The 18,908-nt window shown below is 45.1% G+C and carries 14 protein-coding genes; 4 read left to right on the top strand and 10 right to left on the bottom strand.

Annotated features, from left to right (window positions below; all coding sequences use genetic code 11):
• Nucleotides 1-41 precede the first annotated feature (41 nt).
• Nucleotides 42-1,079: an HlyD family secretion protein gene (locus tag Vt282_RS13290; protein ID WP_162063607.1), complete on the bottom strand. Its 1,038-nt coding sequence runs from the start codon at nt 1,077-1,079 to the stop codon at nt 42-44.
• 319 nt (nt 1,080-1,398) lie between these two features.
• Between Vt282_RS13290 and Vt282_RS13285 the strand changes: the two genes are divergently transcribed.
• Both Vt282_RS13285 and Vt282_RS20655 read left to right on the top strand, forming a co-directional pair.
• The gene (locus Vt282_RS13285; protein WP_232055058.1) at nt 1,399-3,930 is read left to right on the top strand and encodes a hypothetical protein; all 2,532 of its coding nucleotides are present in this window, start codon (nt 1,399-1,401) and stop codon (nt 3,928-3,930) included.
• 454 nt (nt 3,931-4,384) lie between these two features.
• Nucleotides 4,385-4,999, top strand: coding sequence for a hypothetical protein (locus tag Vt282_RS20655; RefSeq protein ID WP_232055057.1), 615 nt, complete (start codon nt 4,385-4,387; stop codon nt 4,997-4,999).
• An 84-nt stretch (nt 5,000-5,083) separates the two neighbouring features.
• Here the strand turns inward: Vt282_RS20655 and gorA are convergent, their stop codons facing one another.
• Together gorA and Vt282_RS13275 are read right to left on the bottom strand one after the other, a co-directional pair.
• Entirely contained in the window at nt 5,084-6,439 is a 1,356-nt protein-coding gene (gene gorA / locus Vt282_RS13280; RefSeq protein ID WP_162063606.1) for a glutathione-disulfide reductase, read from the bottom strand.
• 258 nt (nt 6,440-6,697) lie between these two features.
• On the bottom strand, nt 6,698-7,537 hold the full coding sequence (locus tag Vt282_RS13275) for a 23S rRNA (adenine(2030)-N(6))-methyltransferase RlmJ (RefSeq protein WP_162063605.1): 840 nt from the start codon (nt 7,535-7,537) through the stop codon (nt 6,698-6,700).
• 270 nt (nt 7,538-7,807) lie between these two features.
• On the opposite strand from Vt282_RS13275, the gene prlC reads away from it, so the two are divergent.
• On the top strand, nt 7,808-9,850 hold the full coding sequence (gene prlC / locus Vt282_RS13270) for an oligopeptidase A (protein WP_162063604.1): 2,043 nt from the start codon (nt 7,808-7,810) through the stop codon (nt 9,848-9,850).
• Between the two features lie 370 nt (nt 9,851-10,220).
• Here the strand turns inward: prlC and Vt282_RS13265 are convergent, their stop codons facing one another.
• The 4 genes from Vt282_RS13265 to Vt282_RS13250 form a co-directional block, all read right to left on the bottom strand.
• Nucleotides 10,221-10,670 (bottom strand): DoxX family protein, encoded by a 450-nt coding sequence (locus Vt282_RS13265; RefSeq protein ID WP_162063603.1) that lies wholly within the window; start codon nt 10,668-10,670, stop codon nt 10,221-10,223.
• A gap of 12 nt (nt 10,671-10,682) precedes the next feature.
• A complete protein-coding gene (locus Vt282_RS13260; protein WP_162063602.1) occupies nt 10,683-11,465 on the bottom strand; it encodes an HvfC/BufC N-terminal domain-containing protein in 783 nt (260 codons plus the stop codon).
• Nucleotides 11,462-12,328 carry an MNIO family bufferin maturase gene (bufB, locus tag Vt282_RS13255; protein WP_162063601.1) on the bottom strand — a complete coding sequence of 289 codons (867 nt, stop codon included), beginning with the start codon at nt 12,326-12,328 and terminating at the stop codon, nt 11,462-11,464. The genes Vt282_RS13260 and bufB overlap by 4 nt, the downstream gene beginning before the upstream one ends.
• A gap of 83 nt (nt 12,329-12,411) precedes the next feature.
• Entirely contained in the window at nt 12,412-12,666 is a 255-nt protein-coding gene (locus Vt282_RS13250; protein ID WP_162063600.1) for a BufA1 family periplasmic bufferin-type metallophore, read from the bottom strand.
• A 257-nt stretch (nt 12,667-12,923) separates the two neighbouring features.
• On the opposite strand from Vt282_RS13250, the gene uvrD reads away from it, so the two are divergent.
• Entirely contained in the window at nt 12,924-15,098 is a 2,175-nt protein-coding gene (uvrD, locus tag Vt282_RS13245) for a DNA helicase II (RefSeq protein WP_162063599.1), read from the top strand.
• Nucleotides 15,099-16,233: 1,135 nt separating this feature from the next.
• On the opposite strand, the gene Vt282_RS13240 is transcribed toward uvrD, so the two are convergent.
• From Vt282_RS13240 to rarD, 3 genes are all read right to left on the bottom strand, one after another.
• A complete protein-coding gene (locus tag Vt282_RS13240; RefSeq protein ID WP_162063598.1) occupies nt 16,234-16,908 on the bottom strand; it encodes a LysE family translocator in 675 nt (224 codons plus the stop codon).
• Nucleotides 16,909-17,013: 105 nt separating this feature from the next.
• A complete protein-coding gene (locus Vt282_RS13235) occupies nt 17,014-17,808 on the bottom strand; it encodes a helix-turn-helix transcriptional regulator (protein ID WP_162063741.1) in 795 nt (264 codons plus the stop codon).
• Nucleotides 17,809-17,889: 81 nt separating this feature from the next.
• Nucleotides 17,890-18,804: an EamA family transporter RarD gene (rarD, locus tag Vt282_RS13230; RefSeq protein WP_162063597.1), complete on the bottom strand. Its 915-nt coding sequence runs from the start codon at nt 18,802-18,804 to the stop codon at nt 17,890-17,892.
• Nucleotides 18,805-18,908: the final 104 nt, after the last annotated feature.

Here is an 18,908-nt window from a genome sequence, read left to right as displayed (position 1 = left end):
CTTGCTCCTGTTCGGAGTTTGAGAGAGCTATCTCCGCCATATTACTGCTCTTGTTGCTGAGGTTGAGCGTGAACAGTATCGATGGTTACGTTTGAACTCGCCCCAACACGCAATGGAAAATCTGGGTGTTCATCAACGTTGGTCAATTGGATCATTATTGGAAAGCGCTGTGGAATTTTAACCCAGTTACCCGTCGCATTTTCTGGTGGGAGCAGTGAGAATGAAGAGCCACTCGCTGGAGAAATTGCTTTCACCACACCGTGATAAGCTGCTTTTGGATACAAATCCAGTTCAATGGTGGCAGGCATGCCGACACGAATATTTTCTAATTGAGTTTCTTTGTAGTTCGCTTGCACCCAGTAAGTGTTGTCTTCCACGAGCGGCACTAGAGCTTGACCAGAAGCAACGACGCTACCGGTGTGGGCGCTAAGTTTGCCTAAGTGGCCGCTTTGCGGAGCAAAAATGTTGGTGTAAGAAAGAGAAAGCGTGGCTTGGCTAAGTGCCGCTGCAGCGCGTTTTACTTCTGGAGCTTCAGTGCCTTGTGCGCCTTGTGATTTAATTAATTGCGACATGTTCGCGCGTGCGGCAATCACATTTTCTTCTGCGCTGGATAGTTTGGCTTTTGCATCATCCAATTGTTGTGCAGGTAATAGCTGTTTTTTTACCAAATCGTTGATGCGGCGATAAGTGGATTGTGCATCGGCTAGTTGCGCCACGGCACTTTTTACATTGGCACTTGCCGCAAGAATCGCATCGTCTGTTGCCGCATTATTTTGTAGTGCTACTTCATAAGCTGCTCGTGCTTCATCTAATTGTGCTTGAAACGGCGCGGGATCAATCTGAAATAACAAGTCGCCTTTGCTGACTTGTTGATAATCAGAGACATTCACACCAATAACTTTACCGCTGACTTGTGGCGCAATATAAATCACATTGGCATGCACATAAGCATCGTCAGTATTTGGGTAGTTTTTTTGATGTTGTACATAGAAATAACTGGCGGCTGCTAATGCCGCAGCAATGATGACGGTAATAAAAAGATTACGGACAAAATGGGAGGTCGATGGAGTTTCGCTCATTGTTATAAACCAACTTGGTTGTGCGCCCAATGTCGAGGCGTTTGACAAAAACGCTTAAAAGCGCAGTTACAATTACTTACGTAAATACTAGACCCCACTCACAATTCTAACAATCAAGTAATAGAAAAAGTCTAAATGCAAAATGAGATAAAAGAATTCAATCCTGAAACAGATAGATCCTGTATTGCTTGAGGATGAGTAAAATCAGCGAGTTGGATGGCTAAGCTGCGTAATATCTGCTTTTAGTATTCTCACCTTTGACTGTTTATCTTTTTAACTTACTGTAATTAAAGTTATTTAATTAATGCAGTATTGCTTTATGAATCAATTTGATAAACACCAGATTATTTCTATCGATATTCAAGATCCGCAACAAATAGAATCGGCACTGATTCAGTATCAGAGCATGTTGAACGATGGTACCGCCTTTAATAAGCAGCAATTTGATGTCGAATTTAAACAGCAAACGACGGAAGGCCTTCGTCGATTACAGCCAAGTGATGCGGGCAGCAATCTCGAGTTGCTGAAATCTGCGCTTAATTGTGGTCAAGAAGGTGGAAGCCACTATTACAATCGTGAAATAACCGATGATAGAGAAGTGTATATATCAGAGCCGATTTTGTTTGCGGCAGCGTTGCAATATCCGCAAATTCGACCAGCGGTCGTTGCGACCGCAAAAGCGATTGTTGCTTACAGTCGTCGCATGAATGATACCGACAAAATGTGGCTCGATGACATGCGAGTATTTGGTATTGAAGCAATTTATATGTTGGCTAAAACGGATCTGCAGTACGCATATTTAATTGGACAGTTCTTTATTCCTTATTGGGATGACGAGCATGCGACTCAATATGAAGAATATCTCTCTACACTACTCGCGGAATATGGTTGGCATCCTGAAATTATCAAAGCATTTATTTGGTGTGATAACTCGATCTTTCGCTTGGGGATGTTTATGCAAGAGATTTATAGCAAAGAGTTGATAAACCAACCGCTAGGTGAGTACTTGCAACAAAATCCATGTGTTTACGCGAGCTTTAAGCAGATGGTGATTGAGCGTTTTCAAGCTGAACCTGTGTTGCTGACCAGTATTAATGAACACAGTGATGAGGAAGAGGATTTGATGGCGTATCAACCCGTGTTGTGGCTGTATCAAACCCTGTTTGCTCACACCGATTTCTATGATGATAGTGAAGCAGAAGATGCATTTATGCAGCAGGCGTTTATTGGCAGTACGCTTGAAGACGAAGCTTATGACATGCAGCATTGGGTTCAAAGCCAAGTCTCTGGCCCACTTGTTCGTCCAGCGGAGAGCGCATTGCAAGACCGAGCTAAGTATCGTTCTTATCGTGAACGCGATGATCGCCGCTTTGACATTAACTACGGTAGCTTGATATTGAAATCGTTAATCATTGCAATGCCGCAAGGTGAGCGACTGTGGCGATATATTGAAGATGGCTCTGATATTGATGCTCTGCACTCATTGCAAGAGATAGAAATATTGTCTCTGGCAGCAGCCCACGCTCCAGAGATGGCAATGCATATTGATGATTTTGTCCATGACTGGGAATACAACAACCAAGGGGTCAATGAAGAGTTAGAAGATATTCTGTCCCTTGTTCGAGGAGATTTACTTACTGACCACTTTGGTGAAGAGACAACGATCGAGTTAAGCAATGGCCTAGTAACCACGCTTACGGTTACATCGAACAATCAACTCGCATGGCTTGAAGAGCGAAAGCAGCAATATTTACGTGTTGTTGATGTGTTTTATCACGCTTTGGGTCGACGTGAGTTAAATAAATATATGATGGAGTCGTTGACCGATGACGATCAGCCACTGCTATCTCACCAAGATTACTATCGTCGTTACAGTCAGTTATCAGACCCGCAGCTTGAGCAACCATCCGATTTGCAAGATCCAGCTTTAACGCGTGATGTGCAGTCGATTTTCTTTGCCTTTAATGACCGAGATGAATTGCTCTACAACAAGCATTTTCAGCGAGTGGAGAGTGTTCTACGTCCTTCTCGTGAGCTATGTGACCCAATACATTGGGATAAACCACAGATGGGCTTTTTTGCTCTGGCGGCTTACCAGTTGTACCGTGATTATCACCAGCAGATCGGCGATGAGGTAACTCGTGCTTTGTTCGCCTATATTGAGCAAAACAATATCTGGCGGATGGCGGTTGAATACCTTCTCAAACAGAGTTTTATTCAAGGAAGTTATCATTGTCCTGAAGGCAAGGGCTTAAGCGAAAGCGATATTGAGCGTGTCCGTGATTATTTTTGTGCCGAGCAACCTCAAGAGGATCAAGCGAGTTTGATCGCTTTGCTTGAACCGAATCTACAGCGTGATGAATGCTGTCGTGGTGATGTGTACATCAATAAATTTAGCGAATACCAGCCTGGATATAGCCTGTTCAGCGATCACGATGAAGACTTCCAACGTTTTACGTTAATTGCCTTTTGGTTAAGGCAACTTCCATTACCACAGCGTGTTCAGGCCGACCGTCTGTGGCAATTTGTGATTGCTCTGGCACCAGTGCGTGCCGCTCGTAATGTACTGAGGGCGTATTCTGAAGACTGCTGGGATATTGAATTTAACAATGTTCTGCAAGAGATCGAAATTAGCGAGCAGTTGGAAAAAGCGGGTATTGATGCCGGTATTCTGAGTGCGTTTGAGATGAGTCGTCAGCGCAATAATACCGAGCGTTACATGCAAGCATTGGCAGGCTATAGCGAGATTGCCAATGACGCTAACGGTGCGATGGGGCCTTTTGGCAGTATGTTTGGTGGTGTTGCCCGTAAAAGCACAAGCATTGCATACTGGTTTACGCTTTATCAATGAAAGCGAGAGTGGAATTTTGCACCATGCTTCATTGAGATATCCCCATCTCGAATTGGATGTCGAGCATGAATTTACACGAGCACTACGGATTGTTACGCAGTTAAACCTTCGCTCTTGGAGTTTGCTTTGGCGCATGAGCTTGGCACTGGTTGTGTGTATGTCGGTTATGGCGATAAAGTGCCGCAAAATTACGCAGGCCGATAGTGGCGACTGAAAGCACGATTCATGACCAGTCTTGCTATATGGATGGTGCAAGCTGGATGCAAAGCACCATAGTGCAACAACGAGGTGAGCACTATGAAATACTCATTGCCGATAAAGAGCTGCCGTTGGAAATTTATGAGGATGCATTACCTAGAGGTCTATTGGTAATTGTGTCAGCAGACGTTGAGCCTCAAGCGGTGCTTTCCCTTTTAAGCAACTCCAAGACGCAGCTGTCCGTATTGAGCATATTGTGGCGCAAACATTGGCTTATCTTAATGGTGATGTTGAGTATGCGCAGATACATCGTTTGTATGCGGCACAAATTGAGACTGAAAATTTCAGATCAAGCGTCGATGAATATCGCTTATACACGTTGAAGCAATTGCTGTGGATGTTACCGCCGATGCAGCGAAATCGTTTATTGCACCTAATGCTTAACCATGATTATCGTGGCTTTAAGTTATTAGAAGGTCAGCATGAAAAGGCATGGTTATTGGAGTTATTGCAGCAGGGTGAGATCGATTTTGAGCAATACCTTGAACAAGAGCGCGAGGAAGAGAGCAGTGAAAATGGGATGCACTTTTTGCTTAAATGGCTAGTTGATCTGGAAGTGAATCCAGCCCATATCACGCTGTTCTGTATTAAGAACGCTGAGTTTGCGATCTGTTGTGATTTTATTCAGCACCATGCTCGAGGCAATTTTGGTCGTTTTGCGGATACCTTGGATTACTTGCATGCAGGGCGCAGAGCACAGTTGCCTCAGATTCTTAGCCAAGCCGAGGATGGCGCACAACTGGTTGAACTATTGAGCAAAGATAAGTCTCGAGTAGTGAAAGAGGCTGTCGCTAAGTATTTAGTGGTTTAAGTTATCGCTAGCCAACAAAAAGCCCAGATAAAAATCTGGGCTTAGTTTTAGTTAAGTTGCGCTATGTGCGCTGCGCACATGCGGTTAACGCATGGTAACAAACTCTTCTGAACCCGTTGGGTGAATGGCAACGACTGAGTCGAAGTCCGCTTTAGTTGCGCCCATCTTCATCGCTACACCAAAGCCTTGAATCATTTCATCGACCGCAAAACCGATGCCGTGTAGGCCAACCACTTTTTCATCTTCACCCGCACAAACCAGCTTCATTTTGCAAGGTTGACGGTGTTGAGTCACAGCGGTGTACATTGCGGTAAAGCCAGAGGTGTAAACCTTAACGTTTTCTTCGCCGTATTGAGCAATCGCTTCTGGTTCTGTCAAACCAATGGTGCCAATTGGCGGGTGGCTAAACACCACGGTAGGGATAAGTGAGTAGTCCATCTTCGCATTTGGTTTGTTGTTGAACAGACGCTCTGAAAGTTGACGACCCGCTTTCACCGCTACTGGAGTTAGCTCAATGCCGCCCTCCATAATATCGCCCACGCAGTAGATACCTGCGACGTTCGTCGCTTGGAATTCATCTACTTTGATGTAACCGCGTTCGTTGGTCGCGACACCTGCTGAACTTAGGTTGATAGCATCTGTCGCTGGGTGGCGACCGATTGCCCAGATAAGTTGGTCAACGTTTTGGCTCTCACCGTTTTCAAGGTGTAGAGTTAGGCTGCCATCCGCTTCTTTTACAACTTCTTTTGGTACTGAGTGCGTATGTAGCGTTGGGCCTTCAGCATTCATCACTTCCACTAGGGTTTCGATGATCATTGGATCAAAGCTACGTAGTGGTGATTCTTTACGGCAGAATAGGTGAGTTTCAGTGCCTAGTGCGCTTAGTACGCCTGCGATTTCAACGGCGATATAACCTGCACCCACAACCGCAACACGTTTAGGTTGCTCTGCAAGATCGAAGAAGCCATTTGAATCGATGCCGTATTCTGCGCCTGGAATGTTTGGAATAGTCGGACGACCGCCAACCGCAATCAGAATATGATCTGCTGTGTATAGCTCGCCATCGACTTCAACGGTTTTCTCATCAACAAACTTAGCAAAGCCTTTAATCACGTTGACTTTGTTGTTGCCCAATACGCGATCGTAAGATTGGTGAATGCGATCAATGTAGGCCTGACGGTTTTCTACCAGTTTGCTCCAGTTGAAACCTTTAACGTCGACATCAAAACCGTAGTCTGGTGCGTAAAGATTCATGGCTTCAGCAATTTGAGCGCCATGCCACATCACTTTTTTCGGCACACAACCTACGTTTACACACGTACCACCTAGGTCTTTTGCTTCAATTAGAGCAACTTTTGCGCCGTACATAGCTGCACGGTTTGCTGATGCAATGCCGCCGCTGCCGCCACCGATACAGATATAATCAAAATGAGTCGCCATTACTTTCTCCAAGAGCTTATTAATTGTTGTGTTAGCAATTACATTGGGGTGGCAATGAGTTAACTCAATGTTACCCGACGAATTGGCACCTAATCCTATGTTGCTATCATAAATCGAATCTAGCAATTTCCTAAATGGGAAAAAGTGAGGTTACTTATGATAAATAGCGATGAGAGAGATGTAATTAGAATAAAAAAGCGCAGCTTTTTTATGGCTGCACTTTAGATAGGGTAAAAGCTGGTTTTATGTCAGTGTGAATTATTCTGGCACGATCCAATCGACTTTCCAGTGACCCGTTACTGGCGCAATTGCCTCTTGTAGGAAAGGCAAAATTTCTTTCATCTGGCTTTCTAGCTTCCACGGTGGGTTGATTACAATCATGCCTGATGCTGTCATGCCGCGTTCGTTAGTATCTGGTGACACGCCCAATTCGATTTGTAGAATCTTATTAATGCCTAGGCCTTCTAAGCCTTCAATCATGTCTTCGATATCGCAGCGGTTTACCACTGGGTACCAAATAGCGTAGATACCTGTCGCCCAACGTTTGTGGCTTTGGTAAATCGCTTGCACCACATCGCGGTATTCTTTTGCCAGTTCATAAGGCGGGTCGATCAGCACTAGGCCACGGCGTTCTTGTGGTGGCAAACTTGCTTTTAAGCGTTTAAAGCCATCTTCTTTGTAGATGCTGACTTGGCGGTCACGCTCAAATTCTTGTTCAAGCAGCGGATGATCACTTGGGTGCAGCTCTGTGAGCACCATGCGGTCTTGTGGACGAATTTGCGCACGAGCTACACGAGGTGAACCAGGGTAGTAACGTAGCGCATCGCCATTGTTCAATGTTTTGATTGAATCAATGTAGCTTTGAATATCCGCAGGAATATTTGGGTTATCCCAAATGCGTGCGATACCTTGTTTGTATTCGCCAGTTTTTTCTGACCATTCATGGGTTAAGTCGTAACGACCAACACCTGAATGGGTATCGTGGTAAACGAAAGGCTTATCTTTTTGCTTTAGTGCATCAAGAATAAGGCTTTGCACAATGTGCTTAACGACATCGGCATGGTTGCCAGCGTGAAAACTGTGACGATAACTCAGCAAGGGACACTCTCTATACGGTCTGATGACCATGGTCTTAGGATTTACAATTGGGATTAGTATATACCCAACTGGGTGTGAGATGCAGTATTTGCCGAGTCAGTCGATGATGGATTTATCCGTCGCTGCAGCCCTGATTCTGCCTCGCTTGTCATCATATTCGCCTAGGTGACTATTGAAAATCGCTTAACTTACCTATATTTACTAAACAAGTAATAAAAATTTTAGTGACGATTTCGTCAGTTCGCTTTGTGCAAACATAAGGAATGCATTATGTCCAATCCGCTTCTTACCTTTACCGACTTACCGCCATTCTCTCAGATCAAACCTGAGCATATTAAGCCTGCAGTCGAGCAAGCGATTAGCGATTGCCGCGACAAAATTGAGCAAGTGTTGGCAAACACCACTGAGCCAACTTGGCAAAATATTGTTGCACCAATCGAAGAGGTGGATGACCGCCTAAGCCGCATTTGGTCACCTGTGAGCCACATGAATTCAGTGGTTAATAGTGACGAACTGCGTGAAGCGTATGAAAGTTGTCTGCCAATTCTTTCAGAATACGGTACTTGGGTTGGCCAGCATAAAGGCTTGTTTGATGCTTATAAAGCGATTAAGAGCAGTGCAGCCTTTGCCGAGCTAACGCAAGCGCAGCAAAAAACCATTACCGATTCACTGCGTGATTTTGAACTATCGGGTATCGGTTTGCCGGTAGAAGAGCAGCGCCGTTACGGTGAAATCAGCAAGCGTATGTCTGAGCTCGGCTCGCAATTCTCTAACAATGTGCTCGATGCCACCATGGGTTGGACTAAGCACATTACGGATGAACAAGATCTAGCGGGCATGCCAGAATCTGCATTGGCAGCGGCGCAAGCAGCCGCACAAGCGAAAGAGCTCGATGGTTACCTATTAACGCTCGATATTCCATCGTACTTACCAGTGATGACGTACTGTGACAATCAAGCATTGCGCCAAGAGTTGTACGAAGCGTACGTTACTCGTGCGTCTGATCGTGGTCCAAATGCCGGTAAGTGGGACAACAGTGAAATTATCGCTGAGAAGCTAAAACTGCGTCACGAAATTGCGCGTATGCTTGGTTTTGGTACTTACAGCGAAAAGTCGCTGGCAACCAAAATGGCAGAAACGCCAGAGCAAGTGCTGGGCTTCTTGAATGACCTAGCAACCAAAGCGAAACCACAAGGTGAGCGTGAAGTTGAAGAATTGCGTCAATTCGCTAAGAGTGAGTTTGGCGTTGAAGAACTTAATCTTTGGGACATCGCTTACTACAGCGAAAAACAAAAGCAGCACCTGTTCCAGATTTCAGATGAAGAGTTACGCCCTTACTTCCCAGAGCAAAAAGCAGTAAGCGGTCTGTTTGAGGTACTCAATCGAGTATTTGGTATGACAGTGACCGAGCGTCAAGGTGTTGATACTTGGCATGAGTCTGTACGTTTCTTCGATATCTTTGATAGCGAGAAGACACTGCGTGGTAGCTTCTACCTCGATCTGTATGCGCGTGAACATAAGCGTGGCGGTGCATGGATGGATGATTGCCGTGGTCGTCGTATTACCCTTGATGGTGAGCTGCAAACACCAGTGGCGTACCTAACTTGTAACTTCAACAAGCCAGTGGGCAACAAGCCAGCGCTGTTTACTCATGATGAACTAGTGACGCTATTCCACGAGTTTGGTCATGGTATCCATCATATGCTAACTCAAGTGAATACTGGTGCGGTATCAGGTATCAACGGTGTGCCATGGGATGCGGTAGAACTGCCAAGCCAGTTCCTAGAAAACTGGTGTTGGGAAGAAGAAGCGCTAGCGTTTATTTCTGGCCACTACGAAACCGGGGAGCCACTACCAAAAGAAATGCTGGATAAAATGCTGGCTGCGAAGAACTTCCAATCAGCGATGTTCATTTTGCGTCAGCTAGAGTTTGGTTTGTTCGATTTTACGCTGCATACCGAGTACGACCCAGAAGTAGGCCCGAAAGTGCTAGAAACATTAGCCGAAGTCAAAGCGAAAGTAGCTGTGCTGCCAGGTCTGGAATGGAACCGCTTTTCTCATAGCTTTAGCCATATCTTTGCTGGTGGTTATAGCGCCGGTTACTACAGCTACCTGTGGGCAGAAGTGTTGTCTTCAGATGCGTTCTCACGTTTTGAAGAGGAAGGCATTTTTAACAAAGAAACCGGGCAAAGCTTCCTTAATAACATCCTAGAAATGGGCGGCAGTGAAGAGCCGATGGAGCTGTTTAAGCGTTTCCGTGGAAGAGAGCCAGAGATTGATGCTCTTCTACGTCATTCAGGCATCCTAGCCTAACCCTGCCTATTTGGCGCTGTAGCGTTGTTGTCCTGCGCTCGCAAACCTCATCACATAGTTGTCTATGTTCAGAGGCTTTGCTCCTTGGACGCCTAGCTACATCGCCAACTAGTTTGCGTTAGTGCAGGATTTAGCTGTTGTACTTCTAGTCACCTTGCTCTCAAAAGTGGTTGTCTATGCTCCTAGATAGTGAAACTTTGCTGCCTAGCAGAAACTCTCAACTGCATTGAGAATGATTGGGATTAGAAGAGGCTTTACTCCTTGGACGCCTAGCTACATCGCCAACTAGTTTGGCTTAGTGCCGAATTTGATCGATTAAAAATAATAAAGCCTTCCGATTGGAAGGCTTTTTGCATTTTTGTGTTTGGGATTAGTTTTGGATTTTGGATTTGATTAGTTTGTCGATTGAAAATGGGCCTGGGCCCCAAACGATAACGATAAGAATCATCAAGCCCCACAGCTGGTGGTCGTAGAAGCCTTTTTCCCACAGTAATGGGTAGGAGACGACGGCGATAATATTAAACACGAACAGAATTGCCGCCATTGGTCGTGTCAGTAAACCCAAGGCAAGAAATACTGGCAGAATTAACTCTGCGGCAGTTCCCATATAAGCGGCAAGTTCCCAAGGCAGAATCGGTACTTGGTATTCCAACTCAAATAGATAGAGGGTGCTGTCCCATGAACTGATTTTAATTAGTCCCGAATTAAAAAAGACCCACGCCACCCATAGACGGCAGAACAGCAGTAGTAGCGGAATGAACACACATTGCAGTTTGCCAATCAGGTCATCATAGCTATCGATCATTGATTTAGTGCTCATGGTGCGCTCCTTTTAATTTGCATCTGATTGAGATAATGAAAAGCCAGCGATAAGTTCGAGTTCGATCGCTTGGTTAAGGGAGGTTAAAAGCTGCGGGTCAATATCAGCGAGCATTTCGCCTTGATGCAATTTGATCAGCAGTTGGTATAACGAATCCTCTAATGCTAAGCACCAAACACTGCCGTTGCTGTCGCATGCACATATGCCTTGCTGAGGCTGTTGAATATCCAGATCTGCTAAGTTTTGTGGCTGTTGAATGATGGTCTGTTGCAGCGCATAAACCGCATATTGACTGGCGAATAACACCACATCAGCGTGCAGTCTAAATTGCACAAAGCCGTGTTGCTCAGCCGGTAGTTGTGCTAACTCCTCGAGTGAATAATCGGCCTCTTGCCGATGCTGGTTACGATCGACCGAGAAGCATTGCTGGCTGACATCGCACGCCCATTCAAATTTCGCCACTTCAGCAATATAAGGTGCGGCTTCCATCACCGCATTAAAGCTTTGCAGTGACAGATCAAATCCTTGGCCATAATGGGTCACATCACCGCAGGTCAGTGGCTGATTGAGCACGTGCTGGCGGGCTACTTGGGCAAAGCATTCTTCACCCAACAGCGCTTCAACCATCGGGTAGGTAGCTTGTAGTGCTTCACTTAAGCTGATCACAAAATTGTTGCGGTAGATTTGCATCCGCTCGTCGGCATCAAAAATATCGCTGATGATTTGGCAGTCCTCACCTAACGCTTGATAATGAAGCGCACTCGCAAATTGCTGTTGTAACTCGGCAAGCTTCATAGCGCCTCCTTGGTGATGAGTGCTTTCGTCGCATGCGCTTTAACAATGTCACTGGCTTTGATGGCTTCACCAAGTAGCACTTGAGGTGTAGGAATATCCAAATCCCACTCAATAAGCGTGTGTCGAGCCCCGTGTTGCTGCACCCAAGCGGTGTACAACTGCCAAACTTCGTCACTGACCGGGCGGCTATGCGTATCAATCCAAATCTCACCTTTCTCTAGCTGTTTGACGGTAAAACCCGCCAAATGAATTTCGTCGACAGCTTGGCTAGGGATAGCTTGTAAATACTGCTCACAACTGAAGCCGTGGTTAAAGGCGGATACATAAATGTTGTTGAAATCGAGCAGTAAGCGGCAATCTGTTCGGCGTTGTACTTCGGTGAGAAAATCCCACTCAGCAATAGTCGAATGCGCAAATTTTACATAGCTCGATGGGTTTTCAATTAATAGCGGGCGCTTAAGCGCATCTTGTACTTCCAGCACATTGCGGCAAAACACATTTAGGGCCTCTTCGGTATAAGGCAGTGGTAGTAAGTCGTTGAAGTAATGACCACCGTTTTCACTCCAGCTTAAATGGTCTGAAACCAGTATTGGTTCGATGTCGTTCACCAGACCGCAAAGTTGGGCGATATGTTGAGAATTGATGCGCCCCACGCTGCCGAGCGATAGGCCAATTCCATGACAGCTAATCTGATAGTGTTGGCGAATTTGTTGTAGTTGCTGGCGAGCAATGGAGTCGGATTTAAAATAGTTCTCGCTATGGATTTCTAACCAAGATAGTTGCGCAGGCTCAGATAAAAAGTAATCCATATGCGGCGAACGTAATCCTACGCCAATTGATGGGTGATAAGAGCTTGTGGTCACGAGTCATCCCTAACTAAGCGGTAAACAAATAGGTAAGTAAAAGAAGTGGCGCGCTAATTGAGCGTTAGCGCGCCATGCAAGACTTAAGATGACTGAGTGTTACCGCCAACCAATTTGTCGCATAGTCCTTTTGGAACTACCACGAATGCATCTTTTTGACCATCTTCCTTGGCAGTACCTGCGCATGAGCTTGTTTTAGTTGCGCAGTCGTTTTTACCTGCTTTAGAAACGCCGTAGCATTTTTCTTTTTCTGCGGCGACAGCTGGAGCTGCAGTTAGCGTACCCATCGCCAATAGACCTGTGATTGCAGCAGTTACAGCTAGATTAGACTTTTTCATAGTAAATTCCTCGACTGATTTTCCTTTGGTTAAATTTGGCAAGCTGTTCAACAGTTTGCTCCCTTAAAAAGATAGAAAAACGCAGCGAAAACTTTCAAAAAATTATTCGTGACGATAAAAAAAACAGCAGAAATTGTCATTAACATGCTGAAATGCCTGCGTAAAAAATTGGCAAAAATTTCTGTTTTTTCTTCTCATATCACCAAGCTGTTTAGGTTATAATCAACTTTTATGTATAAATAACCAGTAGCTTAGCCATGATGGATCCTTCTTTACTTCTCGACGGTCTAAACGATAAACAGCGTGAAGCCGTTGCTGCTCCAATTGAAAACCTACTTGTTCTTGCTGGAGCAGGCAGTGGTAAAACTCGTGTGCTGGTACACCGTATTGCATGGCTGATGTCGGTTGAGCAAGCGTCTCCGTTTTCAATTATGTCGGTAACCTTTACCAACAAAGCGGCGGCAGAAATGCGTGGTCGTATTGAAGAGCTTATGATGGGTAGTGCATCGGGTATGTGGAACGGAACTTTCCACGGTATTTGCCACCGCATTCTACGTGCCCATTATCTTGATGCTAAGCTACCGGAAGATTTCCAAATCATTGATAGTGATGATCAACAGCGTCTGTTGAAGCGTCTGATCAAAGCGCAAAACCTGGATGAAAAGCAGTGGCCACCACGCCAAGTTTGCTGGTGGATTAACGGCAAAAAAGATGAGGGTCTGCGCCCACAGCATATTGATGCTTACCACGATCCAGTGACTAAAACATACTTACAGCTCTACAGCGCTTATCAAGAAGCGTGTGATCGAGCAGGTTTGGTCGATTTTGCTGAAATTTTATTAAGAGCACATGAATTGCTGCGTGATAAAACGGCGATCCGTGAGCATTACCAAGCACGCTTTAAACACATTCTGGTCGACGAATTTCAAGATACCAACAACATTCAGTATGCGTGGTTGCGTATGATGGCTGGGCCGAATTCGCACGTGATGATCGTGGGTGATGACGATCAGTCGATCTACGGTTGGCGTGGCGCAAAAATCGAAAATATCGAGAAGTTTACCCTCGAGTTTCCAAGCGTGAACACCATTCGTTTGGAGCAGAACTACCGTTCGACCAAAACCATTCTAGAGGCATCGAACACGCTGATTGCCAATAATACCGAGCGTATGGGTAAAGAGTTGTGGACCGACGGTAATGTGGGTGAACCAATCTCGGTGTATGCCGCTTACAATGAGTTGGATGAAGCACGTTTTGCCGTGGGTAAAATTAAAGAGTGGCAAGATAAAGGCGGAGTGTTAAACGATGCCGCGATGTTGTACCGCAATAACGCCCAGTCACGTGTACTGGAAGAAGCGTTGCTTCAAGCGGGTCTGCCTTATCGTATTTATGGTGGTATGCGATTCTTCGAACGTCAGGAAATTCGTGATGCTCTCGGTTATCTGCGCCTTATCAATAACCGTACTAATGATGCGGCGTTTGAGCGTGTGGTCAACACACCAACGCGTGGTCTGGGTGACAAGACCTTAGAAACCGTGCGTTTTGCGGCCCGTGATCGCGGTTGTACTTTGTGGGAAGCAAGTATTGCTCTTATTGATGAGAAAGTGCTGATAGGTCGAGCGGCAGGGGCGTTAAGCCGTTTTATCGAACTGATTAATGCGCTGGAAGATGACACCTGTGAAATGCGGTTGCATCAACAAACTGACCATGTGATCAAATACTCTGGTCTGTTTGCGATGTACGAGCAAGAGAAAGGCGAGAAATCAAAAGCACGTATTGAAAACTTGGAAGAATTGGTTACTGCAACGCGTCAGTTTGAAAAACCAGAAGAAGCGGACGAGATGAGCGAGCTAACCGCTTTCTTGACTCACGCAGCGTTGGAAGCGGGTGAAGGTCAAGCCGATGAGTTTGAAGATGCGGTGCAATTAATGACGCTGCACAGTGCAAAAGGTCTAGAGTTCCCACTGGTGTTTATGGTTGGGGTTGAAGAAGGGATGTTCCCAAGCCAAATGTCAGCTGAAGAGGCAGGACGCCTAGAAGAAGAACGTCGTCTTTGCTATGTAGGCATGACACGTGCAATGGAAAAACTCTACATCACTTATGCAGAGATGCGTCGCTTATATGGCCAAGATAAATACCATAAACCGTCTCGCTTTATTAAAGAATTGCCAGAAGGCTGTTTAGATGAAGTGCGCATGAAAGCGCAAGTCAGCCGCCCTGCAAGCTCAGGTCGCTTTAGTCAAACGGTCGTCAAAGAGAACTTTAATGAAACTGGCTTTAGCCTAGGCTCTCGAGTGCTGCATCCAAAATTTGGTGAAGGCACCATCATCAACTTTGAAGGTAGTGGCCCACAAAGCCGAGTACAAGTTGCCTTTAACGGTGAAGGTATTAAGTGGCTAGTGACCGCTTACGCAAGGTTAGAAAAGCTGTAATCACTGACGTAAATTAAATGCAAAGGCGTACTTCGGTACGCCTTTTTAGTCTTTGGCCTATAGGTAACCAAAAGCTCGAAAAGCTGTACGTAAACTAGTGAATATTAAATAAATCATTGTTATTTATAAATTAATTTTCTTTTTCTAGCAGTGTAAATCCGCTTTTTCTGAACAAAAAGATTTTTAGCTGTACAGACTTGGCATGTCGTATCGAGTGACGACTTGGTTAGGCGTGATTGTTTAAAGTAGCGGGAATTTTCGTTAGGCGATAAATAAATGAACCTTTCGAGCAAACCGATATCGTACGTACCAATCTATTTGCAGTTGATGCTTTCGAATAATTTTCCATTAGAACTATTATGTTTTTGTCGATGGTTTGGTTTCTAAGCTCGCAGTTACTTCAAAGTAGAGGAAGTTTTAGCTAGGCGATAAATAAGCGAATCCCCTGAGCATAGTTAACTATGTGATGGGCGTGAGCGCATTTAGCAACAACGCTAAAATTTTCTCTACGCAGAAGAAAAAGAAAAACCCCGAGGGGCTCACGCCCTTCGGGGTTATAGTCTTACTCGCAGCAATCCGGCTACTAAAAGTGCTCCATGCATCTAATCCATGATAGTGTGCTGTAGTCCTTCAGCGTATTCCTTTCGTCGCCGTCCTAGCGGTGTCCTTGACCTTATCCTGGTCTGCTAACAATCCTCGTTAGCTCTCATCACTTGGTCCCTGAGCGGTGTCCATGACATCATCCTGATGTTCAGTCCTTGCCTCGTCCAGAGGTGTCCATTTCCCATCCTTAGTAGCAACCATCCTAGTCACTATTGCGTCCGTTCAATGTCCAATTTGCTTTCCATGCCGACTATTCTTCCTGAATAACCGTATCTTCTTCCTGAAGATTACCTAATCCGTGGTAATTTCCTGTTCCGTGTCAGTATCCTTCCGACACGTTTAATATTACGTATTTCCCGCGTGAGAACAATTGGTGCAATCGATTTCTTTTCGTGAACTTTTTATTTTATTAAGATTAAATTCAATAAAAACATAATCTTAAGTTAATTGTAGATGTTTTTCTCAGTCACAATGCGAGATCTCCGCAGTTGTTTGTAAGAGATCTCGCACAAAGAGATTGGCAAAAGGATGATCAGGCCGCTGCGAGCAATACAGAAAAATCAACTAGCGAACGATAAATAATAGTGAATCCAATAAATGAGAAGATGATTCCGCATCCGCCATCAATATATTTTGCTGCACGGTGCAATTTTTGTTGCAGGCGAACACTGGACAGCAACCACGCTAAAAGTGAAAACCAAACCAACGACAATGACCAAAGAATAAGTAGGGCGATGCCTTTACCTTCCCAAGACATATCGCTCGGCACTAAGCTCGACATCAAGCTAAGGAAAAATACTAATGCTTTTGGGTTGAGAATGTTGGTGGCAAATCCGCGAGCGAAAGCTTGGCGTTTGCTTGCTAGTAGATATCCAGTGGTATTGCCACTGTTATTGGCAGTCTGATGGCGGGTTGACCAAACGGCGTATAGCGCACCTATACCGAGATAAAGTAGATAGCCACCGCCCATCAATTGCACAAGCGCAAATAGGGCTGGGTGCTGCTGAATCAGATAACTGACGCCAGTTAGGCTGAATAGTGAATGCAGCAAAATGCCGCATGATAAACCCAAGGCTATATATAGGCCGGTTTTGCGTCCGTAGCGTGTAGTGTTTTGTACTACCAGTGCAAAGTCTGGACCTGGGCTCATTAGTGCAATCCAGTGAACAGAAGCGAGCGTAGCAAGAATGGTGATTTCGTTGGTCATATACAGTTAGCGAGAGCAAAGTGCTCAAAGTGAATCAAAAAATAAGAACGCTATTATCAAATCCTAAGCGCCGCAAAGCTTGTAAATTTTGATCACTCAACTGGTTTAAGTGCTGACTTGTTTGGGTGTAATGCCAAAACTGGTTTTAAACGCCTTGCTAAAGTGTGCTTGATCGTAAAAACCGACTTGATGAGCAACTTGTGTTGCGGTTTGCCCACCTCGCAATAACTTCATTGCATATTCAAGACGCAAACGACTTAACCAAGCATAGGGGCTGATACCAACACTGGCTTTAAAGTGGCGCTGAAACTGGGTTGGCGTGAGATGGCAGAGTGCCGCAAGTTGTTCGAGACGAATCGGTTGATCAATATGAGCCCAGATAAACTCTTTTAGATCAGTCATAGATTGACGACCTAGCGTATGAGTGTGCGGAATTTGCTGATAACTATAACAAGTGAGCAGTTGTTCAAATCCTTCGAGAGGAAGGCAGTCTTTGGCTAGCTGGCTGAGGTTTTTATCGCCAAGAAGTTGGTGTAGCTGCTGTAGTTGATGGAAGACTTGTGAGTCATTTATAACTGTTTGACGAAAACTGACTATTTGCTCAGCACTTGCATTAGACAAGCGAGAAAACCAATTAGGGTCGAGTGAAAATACTTTGGTTTGATAGCCGGCATCCCACACTGACTGCCCATCGTGCAGTTCGTCGGGGGGCATGATGATTACTTGTCCTGAACCGGCATGATGTGCTTGCCCTTTATGATGGAACTTTTGTTCGCCTTGGGTGATCAGGCCAATATGAAAATCAAGATGGTAGTGGCGCTGAAAGCTGAAATGCTGATAGTGCGCATCGATCAGATTTATCGATTCGCTAATGGTATTACGATAATCAGCCTGTTCCATAAAACAAAAAAAGCTTGGTGAATGTTTCACCAAGCTTATCGTTGAATTGCAGCGATGTCTTGTAAAAATCGCCGTGATAATTTATTTCGCTAAGGCTTTTTTACTACGACGGTTGTTACGTAAGCCATCAAAGCTAAAGACGATCAACGCTCCCCAAATAAACACAAACGTTAGTGCTTTATCGACAGTAAATGCTTCGCCATACACTAACACGGCGAGCAAAAACATTAAGCTTGGGCCGATGTATTGGAAAAAGCCTAACGTTGAGAGCTTAAGACGTGTTGCTGCACCGGTAAAACACAGTAACGGCAAAGTAGTAATAATGCCGGCTGAGAATAACAGTAAGTTTAATGTGATCGGGTTTTGCGTAAAGTGGGCACTTGGCGAATCAGCAATCCACAGCAGGTAAATCAATGCCGCTGGTGCTAGCACAAGAGTTTCAACAAATAAGCCAGTTTGTGCGCCCACACTGACTTTTTTACGCAGTAGACCGTAAAAGCCAAATGAACACGCTAAACCGATTGCTACTAGTGGCACCGAGCCAAATGCAATTAACTGAATCAACACTCCGCCTGCTGCCAGTGCTACCGCGACCCATTGCAATGCACGCAGGCGTTCACCAAGGAACAGCATCCCTAGCAATACGTTAATCAGTGGGTTGATATAGTAACCAAGGCTGGCATCAAGCATATGGTTTGCGTTCACTGCCCAGATAAACAGCAGCCAGTTAAAACCAATTAAAATCGCCGAACTGGTGAGGTAAACCATTTTGCGTTTATCTCTAAACACATCACGCACACTCCCCCAATGACGGCCAAAATGCAGCAGCAAAGCGAGCAGTAGGAATGACCAAACGACTCGATGACTGAGAATCTCGAGTGCAGGTACACCAGCGAGTTGTTTGAAGTAGATAGGGGCGATACCCCACATGGTGTACGCACCGATCGCCAGTAATACACCTTGACGCGCGCGTTGTTGTTCGTCTTCACTGGTCATAAAATTCACAAAAAGGAGAAACTAAAAGAATTTTCCCAGTATAAATACCGAGCAAAGATTCACCTAATAATTTGCGGTTTTATTCACCATCAATCCCCACTACA

The sequence above is a fragment of the Vibrio taketomensis genome (assembly GCF_009938165.1).
Lineage (GTDB): Bacteria > Pseudomonadota > Gammaproteobacteria > Enterobacterales > Vibrionaceae > Vibrio > Vibrio taketomensis.
The sequence above is the reverse complement of the archived record's forward strand: the minus strand, read 5'-3'. Positions and strand labels throughout refer to the sequence as shown.